Origin of the sequence: Streptomyces rubellus (genome assembly GCF_036323805.1) — a bacterium.
Classification (GTDB): domain Bacteria; phylum Actinomycetota; class Actinomycetes; order Streptomycetales; family Streptomycetaceae; genus Streptomyces.
The window spans coordinates 18,610-39,568 of the sequence record NZ_JAZDCX010000002.1; the positions used below are offsets into that span (position 1 = coordinate 18,610).

The 20,959-nt window shown below is 74.4% G+C and carries 15 protein-coding genes; 4 read left to right on the forward strand and 11 right to left on the reverse strand.

Features of this window, described 5'->3' with window-relative positions; genetic code table 11:
• Positions 1-102: 102 nt before the first annotated feature.
• From V1L54_RS02455 to V1L54_RS02465, 3 genes are all read right to left on the reverse strand, one after another.
• Positions 103-591 (reverse strand): GNAT family N-acetyltransferase, encoded by a 489-nt coding sequence (locus tag V1L54_RS02455; RefSeq protein ID WP_330116150.1) that lies wholly within the window; start codon positions 589-591, stop codon positions 103-105.
• A gap of 151 nt (positions 592-742) precedes the next feature.
• On the reverse strand, positions 743-1,303 hold the full coding sequence (locus V1L54_RS02460) for a GNAT family N-acetyltransferase (RefSeq protein ID WP_330116151.1): 561 nt from the start codon (positions 1,301-1,303) through the stop codon (positions 743-745).
• A gap of 71 nt (positions 1,304-1,374) precedes the next feature.
• Positions 1,375-3,471: a HelD family protein gene (locus V1L54_RS02465; RefSeq protein WP_330116152.1), complete on the reverse strand. Its 2,097-nt coding sequence runs from the start codon at positions 3,469-3,471 to the stop codon at positions 1,375-1,377.
• A 412-nt stretch (positions 3,472-3,883) separates the two neighbouring features.
• Between V1L54_RS02465 and V1L54_RS02470 the strand changes: the two genes are divergently transcribed.
• Positions 3,884-4,195 carry a hypothetical protein gene (locus tag V1L54_RS02470; protein WP_443076450.1) on the forward strand — a complete coding sequence of 104 codons (312 nt, stop codon included), beginning with the start codon at positions 3,884-3,886 and terminating at the stop codon, positions 4,193-4,195.
• Between the two features lie 201 nt (positions 4,196-4,396).
• On the opposite strand, the gene pip is transcribed toward V1L54_RS02470, so the two are convergent.
• The gene (gene pip, locus V1L54_RS02475; RefSeq protein ID WP_330116153.1) at positions 4,397-5,383 is read right to left on the reverse strand and encodes a prolyl aminopeptidase; all 987 of its coding nucleotides are present in this window, start codon (positions 5,381-5,383) and stop codon (positions 4,397-4,399) included.
• Between the two features lie 44 nt (positions 5,384-5,427).
• Entirely contained in the window at positions 5,428-7,092 is a 1,665-nt protein-coding gene (locus V1L54_RS02480) for a DNA repair helicase XPB (protein WP_330116154.1), read from the reverse strand.
• A 265-nt stretch (positions 7,093-7,357) separates the two neighbouring features.
• Here V1L54_RS02480 and V1L54_RS02485 point away from each other — a divergent pair, with 265 nt between their 5' ends.
• Both V1L54_RS02485 and V1L54_RS02490 read left to right on the forward strand, forming a co-directional pair.
• The gene (locus V1L54_RS02485; RefSeq protein ID WP_330116155.1) at positions 7,358-8,740 is read left to right on the forward strand and encodes an AAA family ATPase; all 1,383 of its coding nucleotides are present in this window, start codon (positions 7,358-7,360) and stop codon (positions 8,738-8,740) included.
• Positions 8,664-9,305, forward strand: a complete 642-nt coding sequence (locus V1L54_RS02490) for an RloB family protein (protein ID WP_330116156.1) — start codon at positions 8,664-8,666, stop codon at positions 9,303-9,305. The genes V1L54_RS02485 and V1L54_RS02490 overlap by 77 nt, the downstream gene beginning before the upstream one ends.
• A 30-nt stretch (positions 9,306-9,335) precedes the next feature.
• On the opposite strand, the gene V1L54_RS02495 is transcribed toward V1L54_RS02490, so the two are convergent.
• A complete protein-coding gene (locus tag V1L54_RS02495; protein ID WP_330116157.1) occupies positions 9,336-11,846 on the reverse strand; it encodes a helicase-associated domain-containing protein in 2,511 nt (836 codons plus the stop codon).
• Positions 11,847-11,953: 107 nt separating this feature from the next.
• On the opposite strand from V1L54_RS02495, the gene V1L54_RS02500 reads away from it, so the two are divergent.
• Positions 11,954-13,147 carry a hypothetical protein gene (locus V1L54_RS02500; protein ID WP_330116158.1) on the forward strand — a complete coding sequence of 398 codons (1,194 nt, stop codon included), beginning with the start codon at positions 11,954-11,956 and terminating at the stop codon, positions 13,145-13,147.
• 72 nt (positions 13,148-13,219) lie between these two features.
• Here V1L54_RS02500 and V1L54_RS02505 read toward each other — a convergent pair whose 3' ends face one another.
• The 5 genes from V1L54_RS02505 to V1L54_RS02525 all read right to left on the reverse strand — a co-directional run bounded on the left by V1L54_RS02505 (position 13,220) and on the right by V1L54_RS02525 (position 20,930).
• Entirely contained in the window at positions 13,220-16,117 is a 2,898-nt protein-coding gene (locus V1L54_RS02505; protein ID WP_330116159.1) for an ABC transporter substrate-binding protein, read from the reverse strand.
• 742 nt (positions 16,118-16,859) lie between these two features.
• Entirely contained in the window at positions 16,860-17,849 is a 990-nt protein-coding gene (locus V1L54_RS02510) for an ABC transporter substrate-binding protein (RefSeq protein WP_330116160.1), read from the reverse strand.
• On the reverse strand, positions 17,846-18,760 hold the full coding sequence (locus V1L54_RS02515; RefSeq protein WP_330116161.1) for an ABC transporter ATP-binding protein: 915 nt from the start codon (positions 18,758-18,760) through the stop codon (positions 17,846-17,848). Before V1L54_RS02515 ends, V1L54_RS02510 begins: the two co-directional genes overlap by 4 nt.
• Positions 18,757-19,863, reverse strand: a complete 1,107-nt coding sequence (locus V1L54_RS02520; protein ID WP_330116162.1) for a FecCD family ABC transporter permease — start codon at positions 19,861-19,863, stop codon at positions 18,757-18,759. Before V1L54_RS02520 ends, V1L54_RS02515 begins: the two co-directional genes overlap by 4 nt.
• A complete protein-coding gene (locus tag V1L54_RS02525; protein WP_330116163.1) occupies positions 19,860-20,930 on the reverse strand; it encodes a FecCD family ABC transporter permease in 1,071 nt (356 codons plus the stop codon). The genes V1L54_RS02520 and V1L54_RS02525 overlap by 4 nt, the downstream gene beginning before the upstream one ends.
• Between the last annotated feature and the right edge of the window lie 29 nt (positions 20,931-20,959).

The following is a 20,959-nucleotide window of genomic DNA, read 5'->3' on the forward strand; positions in this document are numbered from 1 at the left end:
CCGTGGAAGAGGCGGCGACGCCACCGGGGAACGCCGTCGCCGGGGGAACGGCGGCCAGGAGTGCGCACAGGTTGGTGCAGGGCCTGTGGCCGGTCGTGGCGCTCAGAGCCGCCGGTACATCACGTGCAGGCCGACCAGGCCGTGCTCGGGGTGGTCGAAGGCCTCCGGCACCGTGCCGACCACCTCGAAGCCCAGCGACCTCCACAGGCGCACCGCCGGGGTGTTGGTCTCCACCACCGCGTTGAACTGGATGGCGTGGAAGCCCGCCGCGCGGCACCAGCCGATGACGTGCTCGCCGAGCGCCCGCCCCACGCCCCTGCCCCGGTGGGACGGGTCGACCAGGAACGAGGCGGTGCCGATGTGTGAGCCGCGGCCGGGACGGTTCGGGCCCATCTTCGCCGAGCCGAGGATCCGGCCGCCCTCCCCGACGGCGACCACGGTGCGCCCCGGCGGCCGCTCCATCCACCACGGCCGCGCCTCCTCCAGGCTCTGCCCCTCGGGGAACGCGTACGTCCGGCCCTCGGCCATGACCGCCGAGTAGAACCGGTGGATGTGCGGCCAGTCCTCGTCGGAGGCGGTGCGGATCTCCATCTGCCACAGGGTACGTACGCGCCGGGCGGCCCGCCGCCCTGTTTCCCCGCCGGACGGCCGCCGGACTGTCATGGGACCGGGACGGAGCCCGCCCCGCCCTCCGGGGGCGGCGGGACGCCCGCCGCCCGGCCCCGCCGTGCCCGGCGGCCCGTCAGCCGGCCCGCCCGCCGGTCCGCCACTCCCCGGCCGGAAGGCGGTACACCACGTTCCGGCGCAGCGGTCCGTCGGGGACGTCCGGGTCGTCGAAGTCGCCGGCGGGGTCGTGGACCATGCCCAGCCGGCGCATCACCGCCAGGGAGCGGTGGTTGCCGGCGACGGCCACCGCGACGATCTCGGGCAGGCCGAGCCCGCCGAAGCCGAACTCCACGGCGGCCCGGGCGGCCTCGGTGGCGTAGCCGCGGCCCCAGGCGGAGCGGGCCAGCCGCCAGCCGGTCTGCACTCCCCTGTAGGGCGGCCGCCGCCCGTCCAGCGGGTCCACCCCGGCGCATCCGATGAACTCCCCGGTGGCGCGCACCTCCAGTGCCCACCACCCCCAGCCCCGCTCCTCGATCCCGGTCCGGTAGCGGTTCATGGCCTCCCGGCTCCCCTCCCGCGTGAGGGGGGCCGGGAAGTACGTGCTGACCTCCGGGTCGGCGTTCAGCGCCACCCAGGGTTCCAGGTCGGAGTCCCGCCAGGCGCGGAGCAGGAGGCGTTCGGTGCGCAGTTCGGGCATCCGGTCAACGTAGCGCGGCACGGGACGGGGAAGCGACCGGTTACCGGTGCGGCGCCCTCACCGCCGCCCGGTCAGCGCCCGGCCGGCGGCCCGTTCAGCGGCCGGGGCAGCGGCGCGGCGTGGACGACGGCGAGACCGGAGACGGCGCGGGTGAGGGCCACGTACAGACGGCGCAGACCGGTGCGCTCGTCGGGCTCGCCGGCCACCACGGCGGCGGGCTCGTCCAGGACGACGTGGTCGTACTCCAGGCCCTTGGCCAGCGTCGCCGGGACCAGGGTGAGCCGGGCGCCGGCGTCCGCCTCCGTCCCCGGGGACACATACGCCTGCCCCGCCGCGTCCAGCGCCGCCGCCAGGGCGGGGACGCGGGCGTCGGCGGCGATCAGACCGACCGAGCCCTCCCGCCCCAGCGCCTCGCGGCAGGCGGCCACCACCGCGCCGTCCAACTCCGCCGCCGCCACCGCCCGCACCCGCAGGGAGCCGGGCGCGTCGCGGACCGAGGTCGCCTCGGCCAGTCCCGGGGCGATGCGCGGCAGCAGCCGGGAGGCGTACGCGATGACCTCGCGCGGGACGCGGAACCCCCGGGTGAGCTCCTCCACCGCCGCGTCCGGCTTGCCCAGGTGGGACAGGGCCTCGGCCCAGGCGGCCGTCGCCCACGGGGTGGTGCCCTGGGCCAGGTCGCCCAGCACCGTCGCCGAGCCCGTCGAGCAGCGGCGGCCCACCGCCCGGTACTGCATCGGGGACAGGTCCTGCGCCTCGTCCAGCACCACATGGCCCAGCGAGGGCGTACGCCGCACCAGGTCGGCGGCCTCGTCGACCAGGACGGCGTCGGCCGCCGACCACTTCGCCGACTTCACCCCGCGCGGCGGCCTCGCCCAGCGGATCGTCTCGCGCTCCTCGTCGGTGAGGATCCCCGCCGAGCACTCGGCCAGGAAGTCGGCGTCGGAGAGCAGCCGCAGCACCAGCCTGGCCGGGTCCACCTCCGGCCACACCGCCCTGACCAGGGCCTTCACCGCCGGATTGCGGGCCACCGCGTCCTGCACCCGGTCGTCCGGGGCCTCGCCCGCCCGTTCCATCCGCACCAGCACGGCGTGCGCGACGCGCTGCGGCAGGGCCTCGCGGGCGGCGCCGTGGCGGATGCCGCGGTCCAGCAGTTCGCGGACGATCTCCGCCAGCTCGTGGACCGGTACCCGCCAGCGGCGCGAGCCGCGCACGACGACGCACGGCTCGGTGGGCACCGTCACGCCCGAGCGCACCGCCCGGCGCAGCACCTCGGCCATCCTCGCGTCGCCCTTGATCCGGGCCGCCGCCGCCTCGTCGGTGCCGCGGACCTCGATGCCGGTGGCGGCGGCGACCAGGTCGTCGACGGTCGTCTGCGCCACCGACAGCTCGCCCAGCGCGGGCAGCACCTGCTCGATGTAGCGCAGGAAGGACCGGTTCGGGCCGATGACCAGCGTGCCGGAACGGGCCAGCCGCTCACGGTGCGCGTAGAGCAGGTACGCGACCCGGTGCAGGCCGACGGCCGTCTTCCCGGTGCCCGGCGCCCCCTGGACGCACACCGTGCCGTCGGCGCCGGTGCGGACGATCTCGTCCTGCTCCGGCTGGATCGTCGCCACGATGTCGCGCATCGGGCCGGTGCGGGGGCGCTCGATCTCGCGCCGGAGCAGCTCACTGGCCCGCTCCGGCTCGGCCGGGTCGGTGAGGCGCTCGTCCTCGTAGGCGGTCAGCTCGCCGCCGGTGTAGCCGAAGCGGCGGCGCAGTTCGACGCCCTGCGGGTCGCGCCGGGAGGCGCGGTAGAAGGGCTGGGAGACGGGGGCGCGCCAGTCGACGACCATGGGGTCGCCGTCGCCGTCGGCGTCGTGCACGTGGCGGCGGCCGATGTAGTAGCGGACCGGTTCCGGGTCGGGGAGGCGGTCGAGGCGGCCGAAGAACAGCGGGGTGCCGGAGAGGTCGGCCAGGGCCTTGATACGGGCCTCGATCTGTCCCTGGAGCACCTGGGCGTTCACCCAGTTCGTGGTGACGTCGGAGATGTCGAGCGACTCGACGTCCCGGCGCATGGCGCGCAGCGCGGCCCGGGAGGCGGCGAGGTGGGCGCGCTCGCGCTCCAGCGGGCCGGATCCGGTACCGGTATCGGGAGCGGGAGCGGGCTGGTCAGGGGCGTGTGCGGACACGGTACGGCCTCCGGCGGGAACGCGTGACGGCGGTACGGCGGGCCGGGCGGCGTGCTGCCGCGGCGGTCCGCCGCACCCCGGGTGCGGTGGTCTGCGGGAACGGGAGGGACCGCGGGCCCGGCGGCGCACCGGTGTGGCGCGCGTACTGCGGGGGGTGCGGTCCGCCGGCCGGTGCCGACCGGCCGGCTCCTCCCCGGCGGCACGGCGGGCCCGGCGCCTTGGAGGGTGGCGGGCGTGCGCCACCGTGCGCGGGAGGCGGCAGAGGCGTGATTGTAGCCCCGCTCATCCTGGCGGGCGACTCGGTATTCACTCTCCCGTAGGGGGTGGTGGCTCCCGGGTTGCATACGGACGAATGCTGTGATCAGACCTAGGATGGAGGTGTACCAACCGGGCGAAAAGCACCATGGGAGTCATGAACGGAGTCATGAACACCGCACCCATCCCCCCTCAGGCCTCCGGTGGCCCGGCCGGTGGCCGGGCCCGGGGCGCCACCGCGCTCGGCGAGCTCGAGGCCCGCGGTGGCGACGGCGGCCACCGTCATCACCGGCACCTCCTGGGCGACGCCATGCGGGCGATCTCCGTGTTCGCCAGTGCCGCCTTCGACGTCGCGGTCCTGGGCGACTACGCCGAGGTGCGCGACGAGGCCGCCGAAGACACCGAAGACGCCGCGGACGACGGCAAGCCGCGCGCGGAGAGAGCCCACGAGCCCGCCGACCACCACTGACCCGCGCCTGCCCGTCCGTTCCGTACCGGCCGCCGGAACCCGCCGTCTCCGGCTTTCCCGTTCCCGCGGTGCGCGCTCCACCGCGGAAAAGCGGAAAGAGCGGGGACGCGGACGTTGGCGTCGGCCATGGAAAGACTCCCTCTGATCACCCGGGGAGCACATGCGTACGTACCCGTACCCGTGTGCCGGGAGTGGATAACGTCACCGGGCCGCGAAGCGGTCCAGGGCGTCCAGGACGAGCGTGCGGGTGGCGGCGCCGCCGAGGTGGCCCTCGCCGCCGACGGTGATCAGCTCCGCGTCCGGCCAGGCGCGGGACAGCTCCCAGGCGGTCTCCAGCGGACTGCTCAGATCGAGCCGGCCGTGGATCAGGACGCCCGGGATACCCGCCAGCCGCCCCGCGCCGTGCAGCAGCGCGCCCTCTTCCAGCCAGGCGGCGTGGGAGAAGTAGTGCGCGCAGATCCGCACCATCGCCAGCCGGGCGGCCGACGGCCGGCCGCCGTACGGGCCGGGGCCGCTCTCCGGGGTGACGGGCTCCCCGGAGACCACCGCGTCCTCCCAGGCGCACCACTCGGCCGCGGCCCGTTCCCGCACCGCGGCGTCGGGGTGCTCCAGGAGCCGCGCGTACGCCCCGACCAGTTCGGTGATGTCACCGTCGCGCGCGGCCTCCCGCGCGCCGGGAGCGGCGTCGAGGAAGCGCTCCCACTGCTCGGGGAGGAACCGGGCGACGCCTCGGTAGAGCCAGTCGATCTCCGTGCGCCGGGTGGTGGTGACCCCGGCGATCACGATGCCCGAGACCCGTTCCGGATGCCGCTCGGCGTAGGCCAGGAGCAGCGTCGAGCCCCACGAGCCGCCGTACAGCAGCCAGCTCCCGACGCCCAGGTGCTCGCGCAGCCGCTCCAGGTCGGCGACCAGGTGCCAGGTGGTGTTGTGCCGCAGGGAGGCGGTCGGGTCGCTCGCGTGCGGGCGGCTGCGGCCGCAGCCGCGCTGGTCGAACAGCACGATCCGGTACCGTCGGGGGTCGAACACGCGGTGCGCGCCGGGCCCGCAGCCGGAGCCCGGCCCGCCGTGGACGACGACGGCGGGCCTGCCCTCCGGATTGCCGCGGACCTCCCAGTACACGAGGTGGCCGTCGCCGACGTCGAGCATCCCGTGCTCGTACGGCTCACCCGGCGGATACGGCTCGCGCATGATGCCGGTGCTCCTCCCGTTCCTTCCGGCGGTCCGGGCGGCGCTCAGGCCGGTCCGTCCGCGTCCAGCTCGCCCGCCAGCAGCTCCGAGGCGTCCACGATGCGGTAGGCGTAGCCCTGCTCGGCCAGGAAGCGCTGGCGGTGGGCGGCGAAGTCCTGGTCCACGGTGTCGCGGGCGACGACCGAGTAGAAGCGGGCCTCGTGGCCGTCCGCCTTCGGGCGCAGCACCCGGCCCAGCCGCTGGGCCTCCTCCTGCCGGGAGCCGAAGGTGCCCGAGACCTGGATGGCGACGGTGGCCTCCGGCAGGTCGATGGAGAAGTTGGCGACCTTGGAGACCACCAGCACCGACAGCTCGCCCGAGCGGAACGCGTCGAAGAGCTTCTCGCGCCGCGCGTTGCCGGTGTCTCCCTTGATCACCGGCGCGTCCAGATGCTCGCCCAGCTCGTCGAGCTGGTCGATGTACTGGCCGATGACCAGGGTCTGCTGCCCGGCGTGGCGGCGCACCAGCGCCTCGGTGACGCGCTGCTTGGAGGCCGTGGTGGAGCAGAAGCGGTACTTCTCGTCCGCCTCGGCCGTCGCGTACGCCAGCCGCTCGGACTCGGTGAGGTCGACACGGACCTCCACGCAGTCGGCCGGGGCGATGTAGCCCTGCGCCTCGATCTCCTTCCAGGGCGCGTCGAAGCGCTTGGGGCCGATGAGGGAGAAGACGTCGGACTCCCGCCCGTCCTCACGCACCAGGGTGGCCGTCAGGCCCAGCCGGCGGCGGGCCTGGAGGTCGGCGGTGAACTTGAACACCGGCGCGGGCAGCAGATGCACCTCGTCGTAGACGATCAGGCCCCAGTCGCGGGAGTCGAACAGCTCCAGATGCGGGTACACGCCCTTCCGCCTGGTGGTCAGCACCTGGTAGGTGGCGATGGTGACCGGGCGGATCTCCTTCTTCGCGCCGCTGTACTCGCCGATCTCGCTCTCCGTCAGCGAGGTGCGCCGCACCAGCTCGCTCTTCCACTGGCGGGCCGAGACGGTGTTGGTGACCAGGATCAGCGTGGTCGACTTCGCGGTGGCCATCGCCCCGGCGCCCACCAGCGTCTTGCCCGCGCCGCAGGGCAGCACGACGACGCCGGAGCCGCCGTGCCAGAAGTTCTCCACGGCCTGCCGCTGGTACGGGCGCAGCGCCCAGCCGTCCTCCACCAGCTCGATCGGGTGCGCCTCGCCGTCGACGTAGCCGGCCAGGTCCTCGGCGGGCCAGCCCAGCTTGAGCAGGGCCTGCTTGATCTGGCCGCGCTCGGAGGGGTGCACGGCGACGGTGTCGGGGTCGATGCGGGCGCCCACCAGCGGCTGGATCCGCTTGGCGCGCAGGATCTCCTCCAGCACCGGCCGGTCGGTCGTCTCCAGCACGAGCCCGTGGACGGGGTGCCGCAGCAGCCGCAGCCGCCCGTAGCGGTCCATCGTCTCGGCCACGTCCACCAGCAGCGCGTGCGGCACCGGGTAGCGGGAGTGGGTGACCAGCGCGTCGACGACCTGCTCGGCGTCGTGCCCGGCGGCGCGGGCGTTCCACAGGCCCAGCGGGGTCAGCCGGTAGGTGTGGATGTGCTCCGGGGCCCGCTCCAGCTCGGCGAAGGGCGCGATGGCGCGGCGGCAGGCGTCGGCCTGCTCGTGGTCGACCTCCAGCAGCAGGGTCTTGTCGCTCTGGACGATGAGCGGTCCGGTCACGGTACGGGTCCCTCCTGGCTCGGCGCCTTCGGCGCGCGTGCGGTACGCGGCGGGCGCACGGGCCGACCGTCCAGTGTGCCGCACGCGGGGAACGAAGCGACTCCGGTCGGCGGACTCCGCTTTCGGGGCAGGATGTGGACACCAGGGCGGAAACATCTACCCCGGAGGGTGAATCTGCTGAAGACATGCCGGTTCTTGGGCTGTATCGTCAAGACTTGACGATACAGCCCAAGAACCGGCATGAAGGCAACGTCAAGGATGCGACATGTTGCTGCGCTTCCAGGTCGAGAACCACGCGTCGCTCCGCGATGAACAGGAGCTGTCCCTGATCGCGGACGACCGGCATGACGAAAGGGCGGAGCGGGCCGTACCGCGTAGCCGGCACCGCACCGTGCCGGTGGCCGCGGTCTACGGTCCCAACGCCTCGGGCAAGTCCAACGTCATCGACGCGATCGCGTGGATGCGCGCGGCTGTCCTCGGGTCGTTCCGCCGCTGGGATCCCGCGGGCGGGGTGCCGAGGCGCTCCTTCAGCCTCAGAACGGACAGTGCCGCCCATCCGAGCTCCTTCGGTATCGAGTTCGCCCTCGACTCGATCCGGTACGAGTACGGGTTCACCGTGAACGACCGGCAGGTGCTCGAGGAGTGGCTCTACTCGCACTCGGGCGGTAAACCCCGTCGGCTGTACGAGCGGAGAAGCGGCGAGCCTGTGCGATTCGGCCGGGGGCTCACAGGCCGCCGCAGGACCATCGAGGAACTGCTGCGACCGAACAGCCTCTATCTGTCGGTGGCGGCGGCGCAAGGACACGAACTGCTCGGAGCGATCTTCAGGTGGTTCCGTGAAGGGCTGGCCGTGGCCACCGACTACGACTTCCAGAAGAGGCTGGACTACACGGTGGAGATGTGCCTCTCCGAGCGGGCGAAGGGAGGCGCGCAGCCGATGATGGGGCTGTTGCGCTTCGCCGACCTCGGAGTGGGCGGACTTGAGATCCAGGAGTTGGACAGGGAGCACAAGGAGGAACAGGACCGGGTCCTCGCGGCGCTGCGGGACGTTCTCGGCGAACGAGTGATGGTGCACGAGTCGCTCGGGGACCGGGTGCGGGTGGAGCACAGGACCCCCGAGGGCGCCTTCACCCTCGGCCTCGGGGAGGAGTCCAGCGGTACCCGCACCTGGATCGGGCTGCTGGGGCCGGTCCTCGCCGCCCTGGCCGGGGGGACCGCCCTGTGCGTGGACGAACTTGACGCCAGGTTGCATCCCCATCTGGCCGACGCCCTGGTGGGGATGTTCCAGTCACCCGAGGTCAACACCCGCGGGGCGCAGCTCGTCTTCAGCACGCATGAGACGGCGCTGCTGGGCAGGAACGCGCGCACGGAGCTGTTCAGGGACCAGGTGTGGTTCACGGAGAAGGACCGCAGCGGGGCGACGAACATTACTTCGATGATCGAATTCAAGGTGCGGGATTCGTGCGAGAATCTTGAGAAACGCTACCTTGTGGGGCGGTATGGAGCGGTACCTTTCTTCGACGGCGACCTGTTGAGGGAGATCGTCGAAGAGTTGGCACAGGGGAGTGACGGTGCGGCGGGGGAGAGGGGACCTCAGCAGGAAGAAGGGGATTCTTCCGGAGCGGAAGAGGTTCCTCATCTACTGTGAGGGTGAGTGCACGGAGGACCAGTACTTCAAGGGCCTCAAGTCAGATCTGCGCAGTCTCCCCGTGGAGATCCGCATGGGGAATGGGAAAGGCGAGCCCAGGTCCCTGGTACAGGCCGCGATCGATCATCAGCGACGAGCACCGCGCAGTCCGGAGGATCGCCGCACGGCGTACGACGAGGTGTGGTGTGTCGTGGACGTCGAGGCGCCGCGGCCGCACCCCGGTCTGCCGGAGGCGATGCGTCTCGCGCGGAAGAGCAGTGTGAACATCGCGTTGACCAATCCCTGTTTCGAGCTGTGGGTGCTTCTGCACTTCACCGACGTCACGGCTTACGCCACGTCCGACCGGATGCAGCGGCTGCTGGAGGGGCATGCCGAGTGCGGCTATTCGGCCAGGCGCAAGCACCTGAAGTACGAGGTTCTGCGGGATCGTTTCGAGAAGGCCCGTGACCGGGCGCGATTCCTCCGGGAGCGGGCCGAGGGCGGGCAGCCCACGCGGAGCAACCCCTGGACGGACGTGGACCTCCTGGTCGACGCCCTGCGGAGGGCCCGGCACGGACGCACATGAGCCGTCGGCGTCGGTCATCGGTCCCGGCCGTCAGTTCTCGTCCGCCAGTTCCGCCGCGCCCGTGACGCGGTGCAGCGGGTAGGTGCGGACCTCGTCGGCGGTGTGGTCGTACGCCGTGACGAAACCGCCCTCCACCCGGACCGGCTCGATGACGCGCCGGCTGGCCGCCCCGTCGGCGTTGACGTAGCCGATCCACACCGCCGCGCCCGTACGGGCCGCCGCCCGCATCACGGCCAGCGTCTCGGCCGCGGCGGTGCGCGGCGGGCGGCTGTCGCCGGCGGAGTCGGCTCCGGCGGGGCGGGACCGCGGCCGGTGCGGGACGGTGGCCGCCCGGTCCCCGGCCCGGATGGCCCGCACGGCGGCGGCCAGCAGCGGGCCGTCCGGGCGCGGCGGGCCGTCCGGCACCGGCTCGGGGGCGGTGCGCGGCGGGGTGCGCAGGGTGTCGGCCCGGTGGATCACCACATCGCCCTCGGCGGACTCGGCGGCCGGGGCGTACCCCATCTCGCGCAGCCGCTCCAGCAGCGTGCCCGGGTCCACCCGGGCGGCCAGCACCGTCGGTGCCAGCAGCCGCAGCCCCAGGGCGGCGGCGCGGCGGTCGGCGGCGAGCTCCGCCAGCAGGGCGTCGTCGTCGCAGCGCACGTACGAACCGGCCGCGCCCACCCGCAGCCGCCCGTGCCGCCGCGCCACGTCGTCGATCAGGTAGGCCAGCGGCTGCGGGACGGGGGTGCGGGAGTGGGCGGCCAGGAAGGAGTGCAGCTCGGCGGCGCTCCGGCCCGCGTCCAGGGCACGGCGCACCGACTGGGGGGTGAAGCGGTAGACCGTCGCGCCGCCCTTGGACTCCACGTCGGCGAGCACGTTCAGCGTCCCGGCCAGGGGGCGTTCGAGCGGGCCGGGCGCCACGGCCGTCAGGTCGGCCTGGAGCAGGACGTGGTCCAGCGGCTCGGGCAGCAGGGGCGCCAGCCGGGCGGCGGCCTCGTCCGGTGCTCCTTCCGCCGCGTCCGCCTCCGGCGGGGTGGCCGCGGCGCGGGTGCCGTCCGCGCCGTCCAGCAGCGGGTGCGCGTACGAGGCCAGGGCGCCGCGTCCGGTGACGCCCAGCAGCTCCGCCTCCGACAGCGTCCACCGCACGATCCGGCCGCGCAGCTCCCTGCCGCCGCGCAGCGGGCACTCCCAGTCCACCCGGGCCGCGACCGCGTCGGGCGCGGGAGCGGTGACCTCGGCCGTCCCACCGCTCCCGCCGGTCCCGGGGGCCGGCGCGCACTCGGCCAGCAGTTCCAGGACCCGGCGGCGCAGCCCGGGGGCGGGGCTCCGGTCCAGCCCGGGGCCGAGCGCGTTCAGCGGACGCCCCCTGGCGTCGCGCTCGCCGACCAGTCCGGCCGGCCGGGTGCCCGCCAGCCAGGCGCCCGCCAGCCTCGTCCAGCGCCGCTCGGGCGGCAGCTCCAGCCACGCGTCGGCGGCGGGGGTGGGCGCGTACCGCTCGTCGGGCTCGCCGTCGGCGGCCAGCAGTCCGGCGGCGTAGGACAGTTCGATCCAGAAGGCGGTGACCGGCTCGGGCAGGTCCAGGGTGACGGCGGTGCGCTTGAGGTCCCGTACGCCCAGGCCGCCCGCGCGCAGCACGGGCGGTGCCCCGGCCCTCGTCCCCCACAGCGTCAGCAGCTCCTCGACGACGGTGAGCGCGGCCAGCGCCTGGCCCGCCGCCGCGGCGTCCACCGAGGCCCGCGGATGGGTACGGCCCGGCTCCAGGGCGGGCGGCAGCGGCTCCAGCCGACGGTGCGCGCGGCCGTCGCGCAGGTGCAGGGCGACCTCGCGGGGCAGTACGACCGTCCGCGGCGCGGCGGGCAGCAGCAGCCCGCGGTCCAGCAGCCACCGGGCCGGGGGCGAGGGCTGCCCGGACACCTCGCCGTAGGGCGGCCCCCAGGTCAGCCTGGCGAGCATCGCCCGTGCCTCCCCGGGCGCCCCGGCCAGCAGCGCGGCCATCCGCTCCCGGTCGGTGAACAGGGCGGTCAGGGCGGCCAGCGCGCTCACCGGGTCGTGGGTGGTGGGCAGTCCGGCGGCGGTGAGGATCTCCTGGAGGCGGCCGGGCGACATGCCCGCGGCCGCCTCGGCCAGCGAGGGGCCCAGACCGGTGGGGGAGGGCCGCTCGGCGGTGGGGGTGAGCAGCTCGCGGGCGGTGCGCACCAGCCGCAGCCGGTCGTCGCCGCCCCACACCAGGGCACGGGTGCGCAGCAGGCCCAGCGCGCGCGGCAGCTCGTCCCCGCCGCCGTCCAGCAGCGCGGCCAGCGTCCCGTACGGGCAGGGGCCGGGGGCGACGGCCAGGGCCTCGGCGGTCTGCAGGGCGAAGCGGTCCAGCCGCTCCAGCGCCCGCACCACGGAGGCGCGGGTGCCCGCGCGGGTGGCGAGCTGGGTGAGGTCGCCGGGGACGGGGGAGAGCAGGTCCGGACGGGCGCGCAGCAGCTCGGCGAGCGCCTCGTCGGGACGGGCGCGCAGCTCGTCGGCGAGCGTGCGGGGTGCCGCCCGGCGGCTCGCTTCGGGCTCGGTCGTCATCTTTGTTACGTTACCGGCCTCCCGCGCCGGGCGGCCCCGTACCGTGCGGCGCGCGGTACGGTCGTGGGCGTACGGGAGCCAAGGGCTAGCGGCCGCTGGGGTGTTCGGTGGGGATCGAGAGCGAGCAGCTCGTATTCGACTATCTGAGCCGGATCGGGGATCTGGCGCACGGCACGAGCATGACGGCCGCCGAACGGGCCCGCCTGGTGAACCGGGTGCGGGCCGACATCGAACGGCGCCGGACCGAGGCGGGCGGCGCGCACACCGTGGCCGGGGTGCGCCGGATCCTGGACCGGATCGGCAGGCCGGAGGACGTGATCGCCGGGGCGGGGGCGTCCGTACCGCCGCCCCGGGGAGCCGGGCGGACGGTACGGCGCCGGGCGGCGGAGCCGCCGCCCCGGGACGAGCCGGGACTCCCGGACGAGCCGCCGCCCCGGGCGGCGCACCGGGGCGGGGCGGCCTGGTGGACCGGGCAGGCCGGGGCCGCGCCGAAGCCCGCCCCGCCCGAGCGGACCCCGCCGGACCCGCCGGCTCCGCCGCCCGGCGCCGTACCGCCGCCCGCCGGGGGCGGCGCGGCGGGCGCGGCGGACGGCGGCCCCGACCCGCTGTCCGGGGGCCCCACGGCCCGGTACGCCGCGGGCGGCCGGGTGCGGGTGGAGGGCTTCGACGGCGGCATCGAACTGCCGGAGATGCTCAAGCCGCCGCCGGACCCCGAGGAGGAGCGGAAGGAGCGGGAGAAGGACGGCGCCGGCGCCGCGGCTCCCGGCGCGGCGGGCCCCGCGGGAACGACCGCCGGGATCGCCGGGCCCCCGCCCGTTCCCCCGCCCGCCCCCACCGGGCCCGCCGCCCAGCGGCTGGTCGCCCGGCTGTGGCGGGACCGCGCGCCGCGGACGGCGGGCGGCGCCGGGGCCCCGGGCGGCGCCGCCGCCGGTACCGGCGGCCGGGCGCGCGGGCTCGGCCTGCCCCGGGTGGGTGTCGTGGAACTGCTGGCCGCCGCCCTGCTGGTGGCGGGCGCGGTGCTGGGCTCGCTGATCCCGCTGCTCATGGGCTGGGTGGTGGCCTATCTGTCGCCCCGCCTCGGCCGCCGGGAGGTCCGGATCGCGGTGCTGGGCGTGCCCGGCACCGTCGCGGGCGCCGTACTGGTGTGGCTGTGGGGCCGTACGGAGGGGCGCTGGGGCGAGCCGCTCGCCCAGGACGCGCTGGGCGCGGCGGTCGGCGACGCCTGGCCGGGCGCGCTGCGCACGGCGGCGGTGGCCAGCGCGCTGTTCCTGCTGTGGCGCTCGGGGCGGCGGAGGGGCTGACGGCCCCGGCCCGGCGGTCCCGCTCCCGGCGGTGTTCCGGGCCCCCGCCGGGAGGCGGGGGCCCGGTGGGGATCACTCGCGGTCGATGGAGCAGTCCTTCGCGGTGAGCTTCCTGAGTTCGCTGTCCTCGTCGTTCTCGTTCTCCCGCTCACCCGCTTTCAGACTGCACAGGACGGTGGTTCTGAAGCCGCCCTGCTGGCTCGCGCGTGTGACCTTCTTGAGCACGATGCTCTGCCCTTCGCGGTTCTCCCCCAGCGGAGCCTCGGTGAAGTCGATGGTTCCGGTGGCCATGGCCCCGAGGTCGACCTTCCTGAGGTTCACCCAGGTCGCTGCGCGGCTGTTGCTCGGTTCGTCGTCGCCGGTGGCGGCCGAGTACAGGGCCCGGGTGGCGTCGTGCGCCAGGGCGAACTGCCCGTTGGCGAAGACCTCGCTGTCGGGCCGCGCGTTCTTCTGTCTCTCCTCCTGCGGCCTGTCTCTGAAATAGGAGAGTTCGCCGAAGTACTCCAGGGCGGCGTCGTAGAAGGAGGTGCCTTTGGCTGCTCTCTCCAGTTCGGCCAGCGCCGCGTGGTACAGCGTGATGTTCGAAGGGAGCCCGACCCGGTTCATCTTCGACAGGTCGTCACCCGTGAGGATCGCCATCTCGTGCTTGCACTTCTTCACGTCGAGCTGGTGGACCAGCGACTCGAGGTCCTCCACGCGGCCGGCGAAGTAGATCACGGAGTACCTGGTGTCGCCCCGGCAGATCTCCTCGGCGTGCGTATGCAGGTCCGGCCCCCCGTCGTCGACCTTGTAGTGCATTCTGGGAATGTCCTCGACGTCTTCGCCTAGTTTGCGGGAAAGCATTTCCCGCCCGTGTTTTGCCTGCTCCTCGGTGTACGCGTCGCCGGTTTTCTCGGTGTCGCGGGCCAGTACGAGGGCGTGTGCGGGACCCTTCTCCGAGTCGATCAGTTGATCGACGATCAGGCCGAGCTGGTCGGTCTGCCACTTGTCGGTGGCGGCGAGGCTGAACCAGTTGGTGAACTCCTCGGCCAGACGGGTGGAGGAGTTGGTGCCGGACACGACGGGCAGGTCCGCGTCGTACAGCAGCCTGACGGTGTCGTCGCTGTCCTTCAGGTTGCGTCCGAGTCCGACGACCCCGACCAGGGACGTGTCCTGTTCGGCGTACTCGACGACGGCCTTGGCCATGTGCTGCTGCTTCTTCAGGTCCGCACCGCCGTTGGCGACCAGGACGCGCAGCTTCACGCCGTTGTTGGTGCCCTTCTCGTTGATGACCCGCTGGGCGAGGTGGACACCCGCGAGTTCCTGGGCGCCCTTGACCGGTGAGAGCTTCTCGTCCTTGCCGGAGCTCAGCGGCCCCGCGTACACCACCGTGACGTAGTCGCCCGACATCGCCGTCCTGTTCGCCTCGGCGATGTGCTCCTCCAGTTCGCCGATGGTCCAGGGGACGGTGGAGGTGGGCTCGTCCGTCTCCTTGCCGAACCGGACGTCCCCGGTGGCGATGCCGACGCACTCCCCGGAGCGCAGCTGGGTGTGGCGGTTCGCGGTCAGCAACCCGGCCGAGCAGTGGTTCTCGTGCAGCTCGATCGCCCGCGACACGCCCATGGTGAGGACCAGGACCGACACGATGCCCAGCGAGTGCAGGGACCACAGCACCCGGGCGGCGGACGGCCGGGACCGTGCCCTGGCGCACCGCCACTCGCGTTCGGGCAGCTCCGCCAACTGGTCGGCGGGCAGCGGGATCCGCAGCACCCAGGGCAGCGCGCGGACCAGGCTCGGCGACTGGCCCGCCCGCAGGTTCCCCGCCCACGCGTCGTACCAGTACCGCAGCCGCTGCTGGAGCTGCCGCGGAGCGGACGGCGCGTCCGCCGGCTCGCCCACCATGCCGCGCTCCAGCAGCGCCGCGTCGGCCGCGGACACGTCCGCCACGATCAGCAGCGGATCCAGTTCGCTGCGCCTGCTGCGGACGTCGCTGACCGCCCTGATCAGCTCCACCCCGCCGTTCTCCTCGCTGATCCGGCTCAGGAACAGCATGGGCGGGCGTGTCCGCTTGAGCCCCCGCAGGTCCCAGCTGACCCGGCGGTGGTTGTCGCGCAGATCCTCGAACAGGGCCAGCACGCACAGTTGCAACTGAAACGAGCCGCCCTCCCGCAGCGCCTCCGCCACGTCGTAGGCGCGGGTCGCGATGGCCCGCCAGGAGCGCACCGGGCGCAGCAGCCGCACGCTGGCCGGCTGCCGGCGCGCGGCGATCTGGAGGAAGGTGGTGGTCAGGAACCACTTGCTCTCCCGGCGCAGCCACAGGAAGAGCGGAGCCCGCCCGGGTACGTGGTTGAGGCCGGTCAGCAGCGCCATCAGCCCGAGGCCGGCCACCACGGCGACGTACCACTCCGGACGGGTGAGCAGGGCGGTCAGCGCGGCCAGCAGCCCCATGGGGAGGAACTGCTGGACATCGGCGAACAGCAGCCGGGTGCGCCACGCCGGGGGTTTCCTGGGGCGCCAGCGCTGCCGGGCCAGGATGCGCAGCAACTGGGCCTGGGCCGCCTCCCGCTGTGTCTCCCCCCTCGGGGTGCCGGCGGGCGCGGTCGGCCAGTGCTCCGTCATCTCGGGGTCGTCGGTGGCCTCCTGGATGGCGCGTACCAGGTTCAGCCGGGGGAAGGCGTACGGGCGGTAGCCGGCCGATCCGTCCCCCCACTTGCCCGGCCTCCCCAGGCTGTACAGCAGACGTGCGGCCTGCTCCGCGGGGTCCTCCGGAGGGTGGTCGTCCGGGGACTGCTCCAAGGGAACCGCCGCGTAGCGGGTGCGGTGGTGCTTCTGCCCGCCCTGCAGTTCGTCGACGATCCGGGTCACCTGGTCGTCGTGCTCGCCGTCCTCGGAGTGGAGCACGATGACGGGCATGGGCGGATCACCGGCCCGGAAGTCCTGCACCAGCGTCTCCAGCAGTTGCTGGACGCCGATCCCGGCATCGGTCGACATGCCCTGGTGGTTCCCCCGGCAGCCGGGCGGAAGATTCTGCGAAACGCCTGACATAACCCCCCCTTGGCCCTCAGGCGGACCGCGAGGATAGCGGCTTTTCGGGAGGCCGTGTACCGGGAACGGCGAACTTGGCCCGGCCTGTTCCGGTACGTGCCGGGCTGCCGGGTCCGGCCGTCCGCCGGGCCGTGGACGGCGGACGGCCGGACCCGCGCGGGGAGGGACCGTCTCCCCGGCACCGGTCCGTCTTCCCCGGCGCCGGGCGGCTACGCGTACCGGAACGCGCGGCGGGTTCCCGGCCGTTCGGCCGTGCGGCGCCGGGGCCCGCGGCGCCGCGTCCGCTTCGGGCGGGTGCCGCCCTCCGGGGCTCGTGGCCCGGGACTTCCGGCCGGTTCCGGCCTGCCCGGGCGGGCCCGTCGCCGCCTCCGGAGTCCGGGCGCGGGGTCCGGTGGGCCGGACCGCGTGGCGGTCCTGTGGCTGCTCGGTGTCGCGGTGCCGTGCCTCGTCCCGGGCGGGGGGCCTCCGGTCCGCCCGGGAGGGCCGGCCCCCCGCCCCGGGGCCGGGCGCCGTGCCGTATGCGCCCCTGCGCGGGGGAGGGCGGAATCCGGGCCCGGGCGACGGCCGGGCCGCCCGCACGGGTCCGGCGGCCGTCCGGCCGGGGCCCGGAGAGCGCGGGGAGCCCCCGCCGTCGGCGGGGGCTCCCCGTGTGTCGTGCCGTGCCCGGCCCGCGGCCGGACCGGCCGCGTCAGCTCTGGGCGGTGATCAGCTTCTGCATCTCGTCCAGGATCTGCTCGGCCGCCGTGTAGCCGATGCCCTGGATCCAGGTCTCGTCGTCCACCCGGTAGGCCCGGCCGTTCTTCACGGCCTCCATGCTCTTCCACAGCGCGCCGCCGACGGCCTTCTCCTCGCCGGACTTCGCCGGGTCGCCGTAGGAGGTGTAGAAGACGACGTCCGCGTCGCCCTGGTCGACCTTCTCCGGGCTGACGTCGAGCGAGAAGCCGTCGGGAGCCTTGTCGGCGATGGCCGGGCGGCTCACGCCGATGTCGGCGAGGAGGGTGCCGATGTAGTTCTCCTTGCCGTAGATACGGGTGTCCGCGCCCTCCACGAAGCGGATCACGCTCACCGTCAGGTCCTTGGCCGCCTCGGGGCCGCCGAGGGCCTGGTTGACCTCGGAGGTGTGCTCCGCGTACGCCGTGACGACCTTCTCCGCCTCGGCCTTCTTGTTCAGGGCGTCGGCGTGGACCAGGAAGTTCTCCTTCCAGGGCGCGCCGGTGGTCTCGGTGAAGACCGTCGGGGCGATCTCGGACAGCTCGTCGTAGCGGTCCTTGTCGCGGACGTTGCTGCCCAGGATCAGGTCGGGCTTGAGCGCGGCGATCTTCTCCAGGTTGGGCGCCATGATGTTGCCGACGTTCTCGATGCCGGCGACCTTGTCCTCCGGCAGGTACTTCAGGAAGCCGGAGGCCACGTCGGAGCGGGTGGAGCCGACCGGCTTGACGCCGAGGGTGATGGCGGAGTCCAGCTCGGCGGTGTCGAGCACGACCACCCGTTCGGGGTTCACGGGCACCTCGACGTCGCCGTTGGCCGTCTTCACCACCCGGGTGTCCGTCTTCCCGGAGTCTCCGGAGCCCTTGTCGGAGTCCGAGCCGGAGTCGGAGCCGCCGCAGGCGGAGAGCCCGAGTGCGGCGGCCAGCACCACGGCGGTGGTGGCGAGCGTACGGCGGCGAGCGATGGTCATGACGTTGCCTTTCGCGTGCTGACGGGGACGGGAGTGGCGTCCGTGGGGGAGGAGTGCCACGGGGCTCCCGGGACGACGAGCGGGCTGCCCGTCACCGGATCGGGAACGACTACGGAGTCGAGGCCGAAGACCTCGCGGACCAGCCCGGCGGTGACGACCTCGCCGGGCGGCCCCTGGGCGGTGATCCGGCCCTCGCGCATGGCGACCAGGTGGTCGGCGTAGCGGGCGGCCTGGTTGAGGTCGTGCAGGACCATCACGACCGTGCGGCCCCGCTCCCGGTTGAGTCGCCGCACCAGGTCGAGCACCTCCACCTGGTGCGCGATGTCCAGGTACGTGGTCGGCTCGTCGAGCAGCAGCAGGTCGGTGTCCTGGGCGAGCGCCATCGCGATCCACACCCGCTGCCGCTGCCCGCCGGAGAGCTCGTCCACGGGACGGGCGGACAGCTCGGTCACCTTGGTGCGGGCCATGGCCTCGGTGACGGCCAGTTCGTCGCTCTCGGACCACTGCTGCCACCAGCGCTGGTGCGGCTGGCGGCCCCGGGCCACCAGGTCGGCGACGGTGATCGCCTCGGGCGCCACCGGGGCCTGCGGCAGCAGCCCCAGGGACCGGGCGATCTGCCGGGTGGGGACCTCGGCCAGCTCCCGCCCGTCCAGCAGCACCGTGCCGCGGCGCGGTCTGAGCAGCCTGCCCAGCGCCCGCAGGGTGGTGGACTTGCCGCACGCGTTGGGGCCGACGATGACGGTGACCCGCCCGTCGGGGATGTCGAGGTCGAGGTCCTCGACGACGGTGCGGTCCTCGTAGGCGAGGGTCAGCCCGCGGGCCGCCAGCCGGCTCGCGGGGCCGGTGGTGCCGTCGGGGCTGTCGGGTCCGGCGGAGCCGTTCGGGCTGCCGGTTCCGGCGGTGGTCGTCATGCCTTTCCTCCGGTGCGGCTACGGATGATCAGCCAGATGAGGTAGGGCGCCCCGATCGCGGCGGTCAGCACCCCGACGGGCAGCTCCACGGGGGCGAACATCCGGCGGGCCAGCAGATCGCCGAGGGTGACGATGAACGCGCCGGTCAGCGCGGTGGCGACCAGCGGGATGTGCGCGGTGCGGGTCATCCGGCGGGCGATCTGCGGGGAGAGCAGCGCCACGAAGTCCACCGGCCCGGCGGCACCGGTGGCCACCGAGGCGAGCACCACCCCGGTGACGGTCAGCCCCAGCCGGGCGCGGCCCAGCCGCACCCCCAGGGCGGTGGCGGTGTCGTCGTCCAGCGCCACGTCGCGCTGGGCGCGGGCGCACCACACGACGGCGGGCAGCATGACCAGCAGCGCCCAGCCCAGCGGTTCGGCCTGCTCCCAGCCGCGGCCGTTGAGGGAGCCGGTCATCCATATCTGGGCCTGCTGGGCGACGAGGAAGTCGCCCTTGGTCATGAACAGCTGGGTGAGGGAGCGCAGCGCGATGGCGAAGCCGAGGCCGATGAGGACGAAGCGGGCCGCCTGGATGCCGCGCCGCCAGGCGAAGAGGTAGACGAGCGCGGCGGCGGCCGTGCCGCCGGCCACGGAGAGGTAGGGGAGGGTGTCGTGCGAGGTGAGGCCGAAGGTCATCGCGGCGACGGTGACGGCGGCGGCGCCCTGGGTGACGCCGATGATCTCCGGGCTGGCCAGCGGGTTGCGGGCGACGGTCTGGATGAGCCCGCCCGCCACCGCCAGCGCGGCGCCGACCAGCAGCCCGACGACCATCCGGGGCAGCCGCAGCGTCCCCACCACCAGCTCCTCCGGCGACGGCTGCCCGAGCAGCACCTTCACCACCTCGGCGGGCGCCGTGGCGGTCTCCCCGAGGGAGAGCGCGGCGACGGCCGCCGCGGCGAGGGCCGCGGCGAGGGCCGCGGTGACGGCCAGGGTGCGGCGGTGGACGAGGAACGAGGCGCGTCCCCGGCGGGCCAGGACGTACCCGGTGGGGCGTACGGCCCGGCCGGCCGGACCGTTCCGCCGGTTCCGTCCGTTCCGCTCCCGGGTGAGCAGGGTGCCGGTCATGAGCCCACCGTCTTCCGGCGCACCAGGAAGATCAGGAACGGCGCGCCGATCAGCGCCGTCATCACCCCGGCCGGGACCTCGCCCGGCGGCACCACGATCCGGCCGATCACGTCCGCGACCAGCAGCACCACCGGGCCCAGCAGCGCCGACAGGGGCAGCAGCCAGCGGTGGTCGGTGCCCACCAGGGCGCGGGCGAGGTGCGGTACGGCCAGGCCGACGAAGGCGATGGGCCCGGCGGCGGCGACCCCGGCCCCGGTGAGGACGGTGGCGCCCAGGCCGCCGGTGATCCGTACCGCCGCCACGTTCTGGCCCAGCCCGCGGGCCATGTCCTCGCCCAGCGCGAGGGCGTCCAGACCGCGGGCGACGGCCAGCACCAGCACCGTGCCCACCACCAGGAACGGCCAGACCTGGCCGAGCACCTCGGTGCCGCGTCCGGCGACCGAGCCGACCTGCCAGAAGCGGAACTCGTCCAGGGCGGCGGCCCGGGTGGTGAGCACTCCGGCGACCACCGAGTACAGCAGGGCGTTGACGGCGGCCCCGGCCAGCGCCAGCTTCACCGGGGTCGCCCCGTCCCGGCCGCGGGCCGCGACCAGGTAGACGGCCACCCCCGCGGCGCCCGCGCCGGCGAAGGCGAACCAGACGTAGCCGCTGAGCGTGTGCACCCCGGCGTAGGCGATGGCCAGCACCACGCCCAGCGCGGCGCCCTGGCTGACGCCGAGGATGCCGGGCTCGGCGATCGGGTTGCGGGTCAGGCCCTGCATCACACAGCCGGCCATCCCCAGCGCGGCGCCGACCAGCAGCGCCAGCACGGTGCGCGGCGCGCGCATGGTCCGCACCACCTGGGCGGCCGGTCCGTCGCCGCCCTGGAGCAGCGCCTCGTACACCGTCGAGGGGGCCAGGGTGCGGCTGCCGACCGCCAGGCTCAGCACGGCGGCCACCGCGACGGCGGCCACCGCGGCCGACACCCAGGCCAGCCGGCGGACCGTCCGTGCGCGGCGCGGACGGTCCGCCGGCCGGTCCGGGCGCGCGGGGTCGGCGCGCTCGGCGAGCGGTGGAGCGACTGGCATGTGGACCTCAGGTACCTCGCGCGTACGGA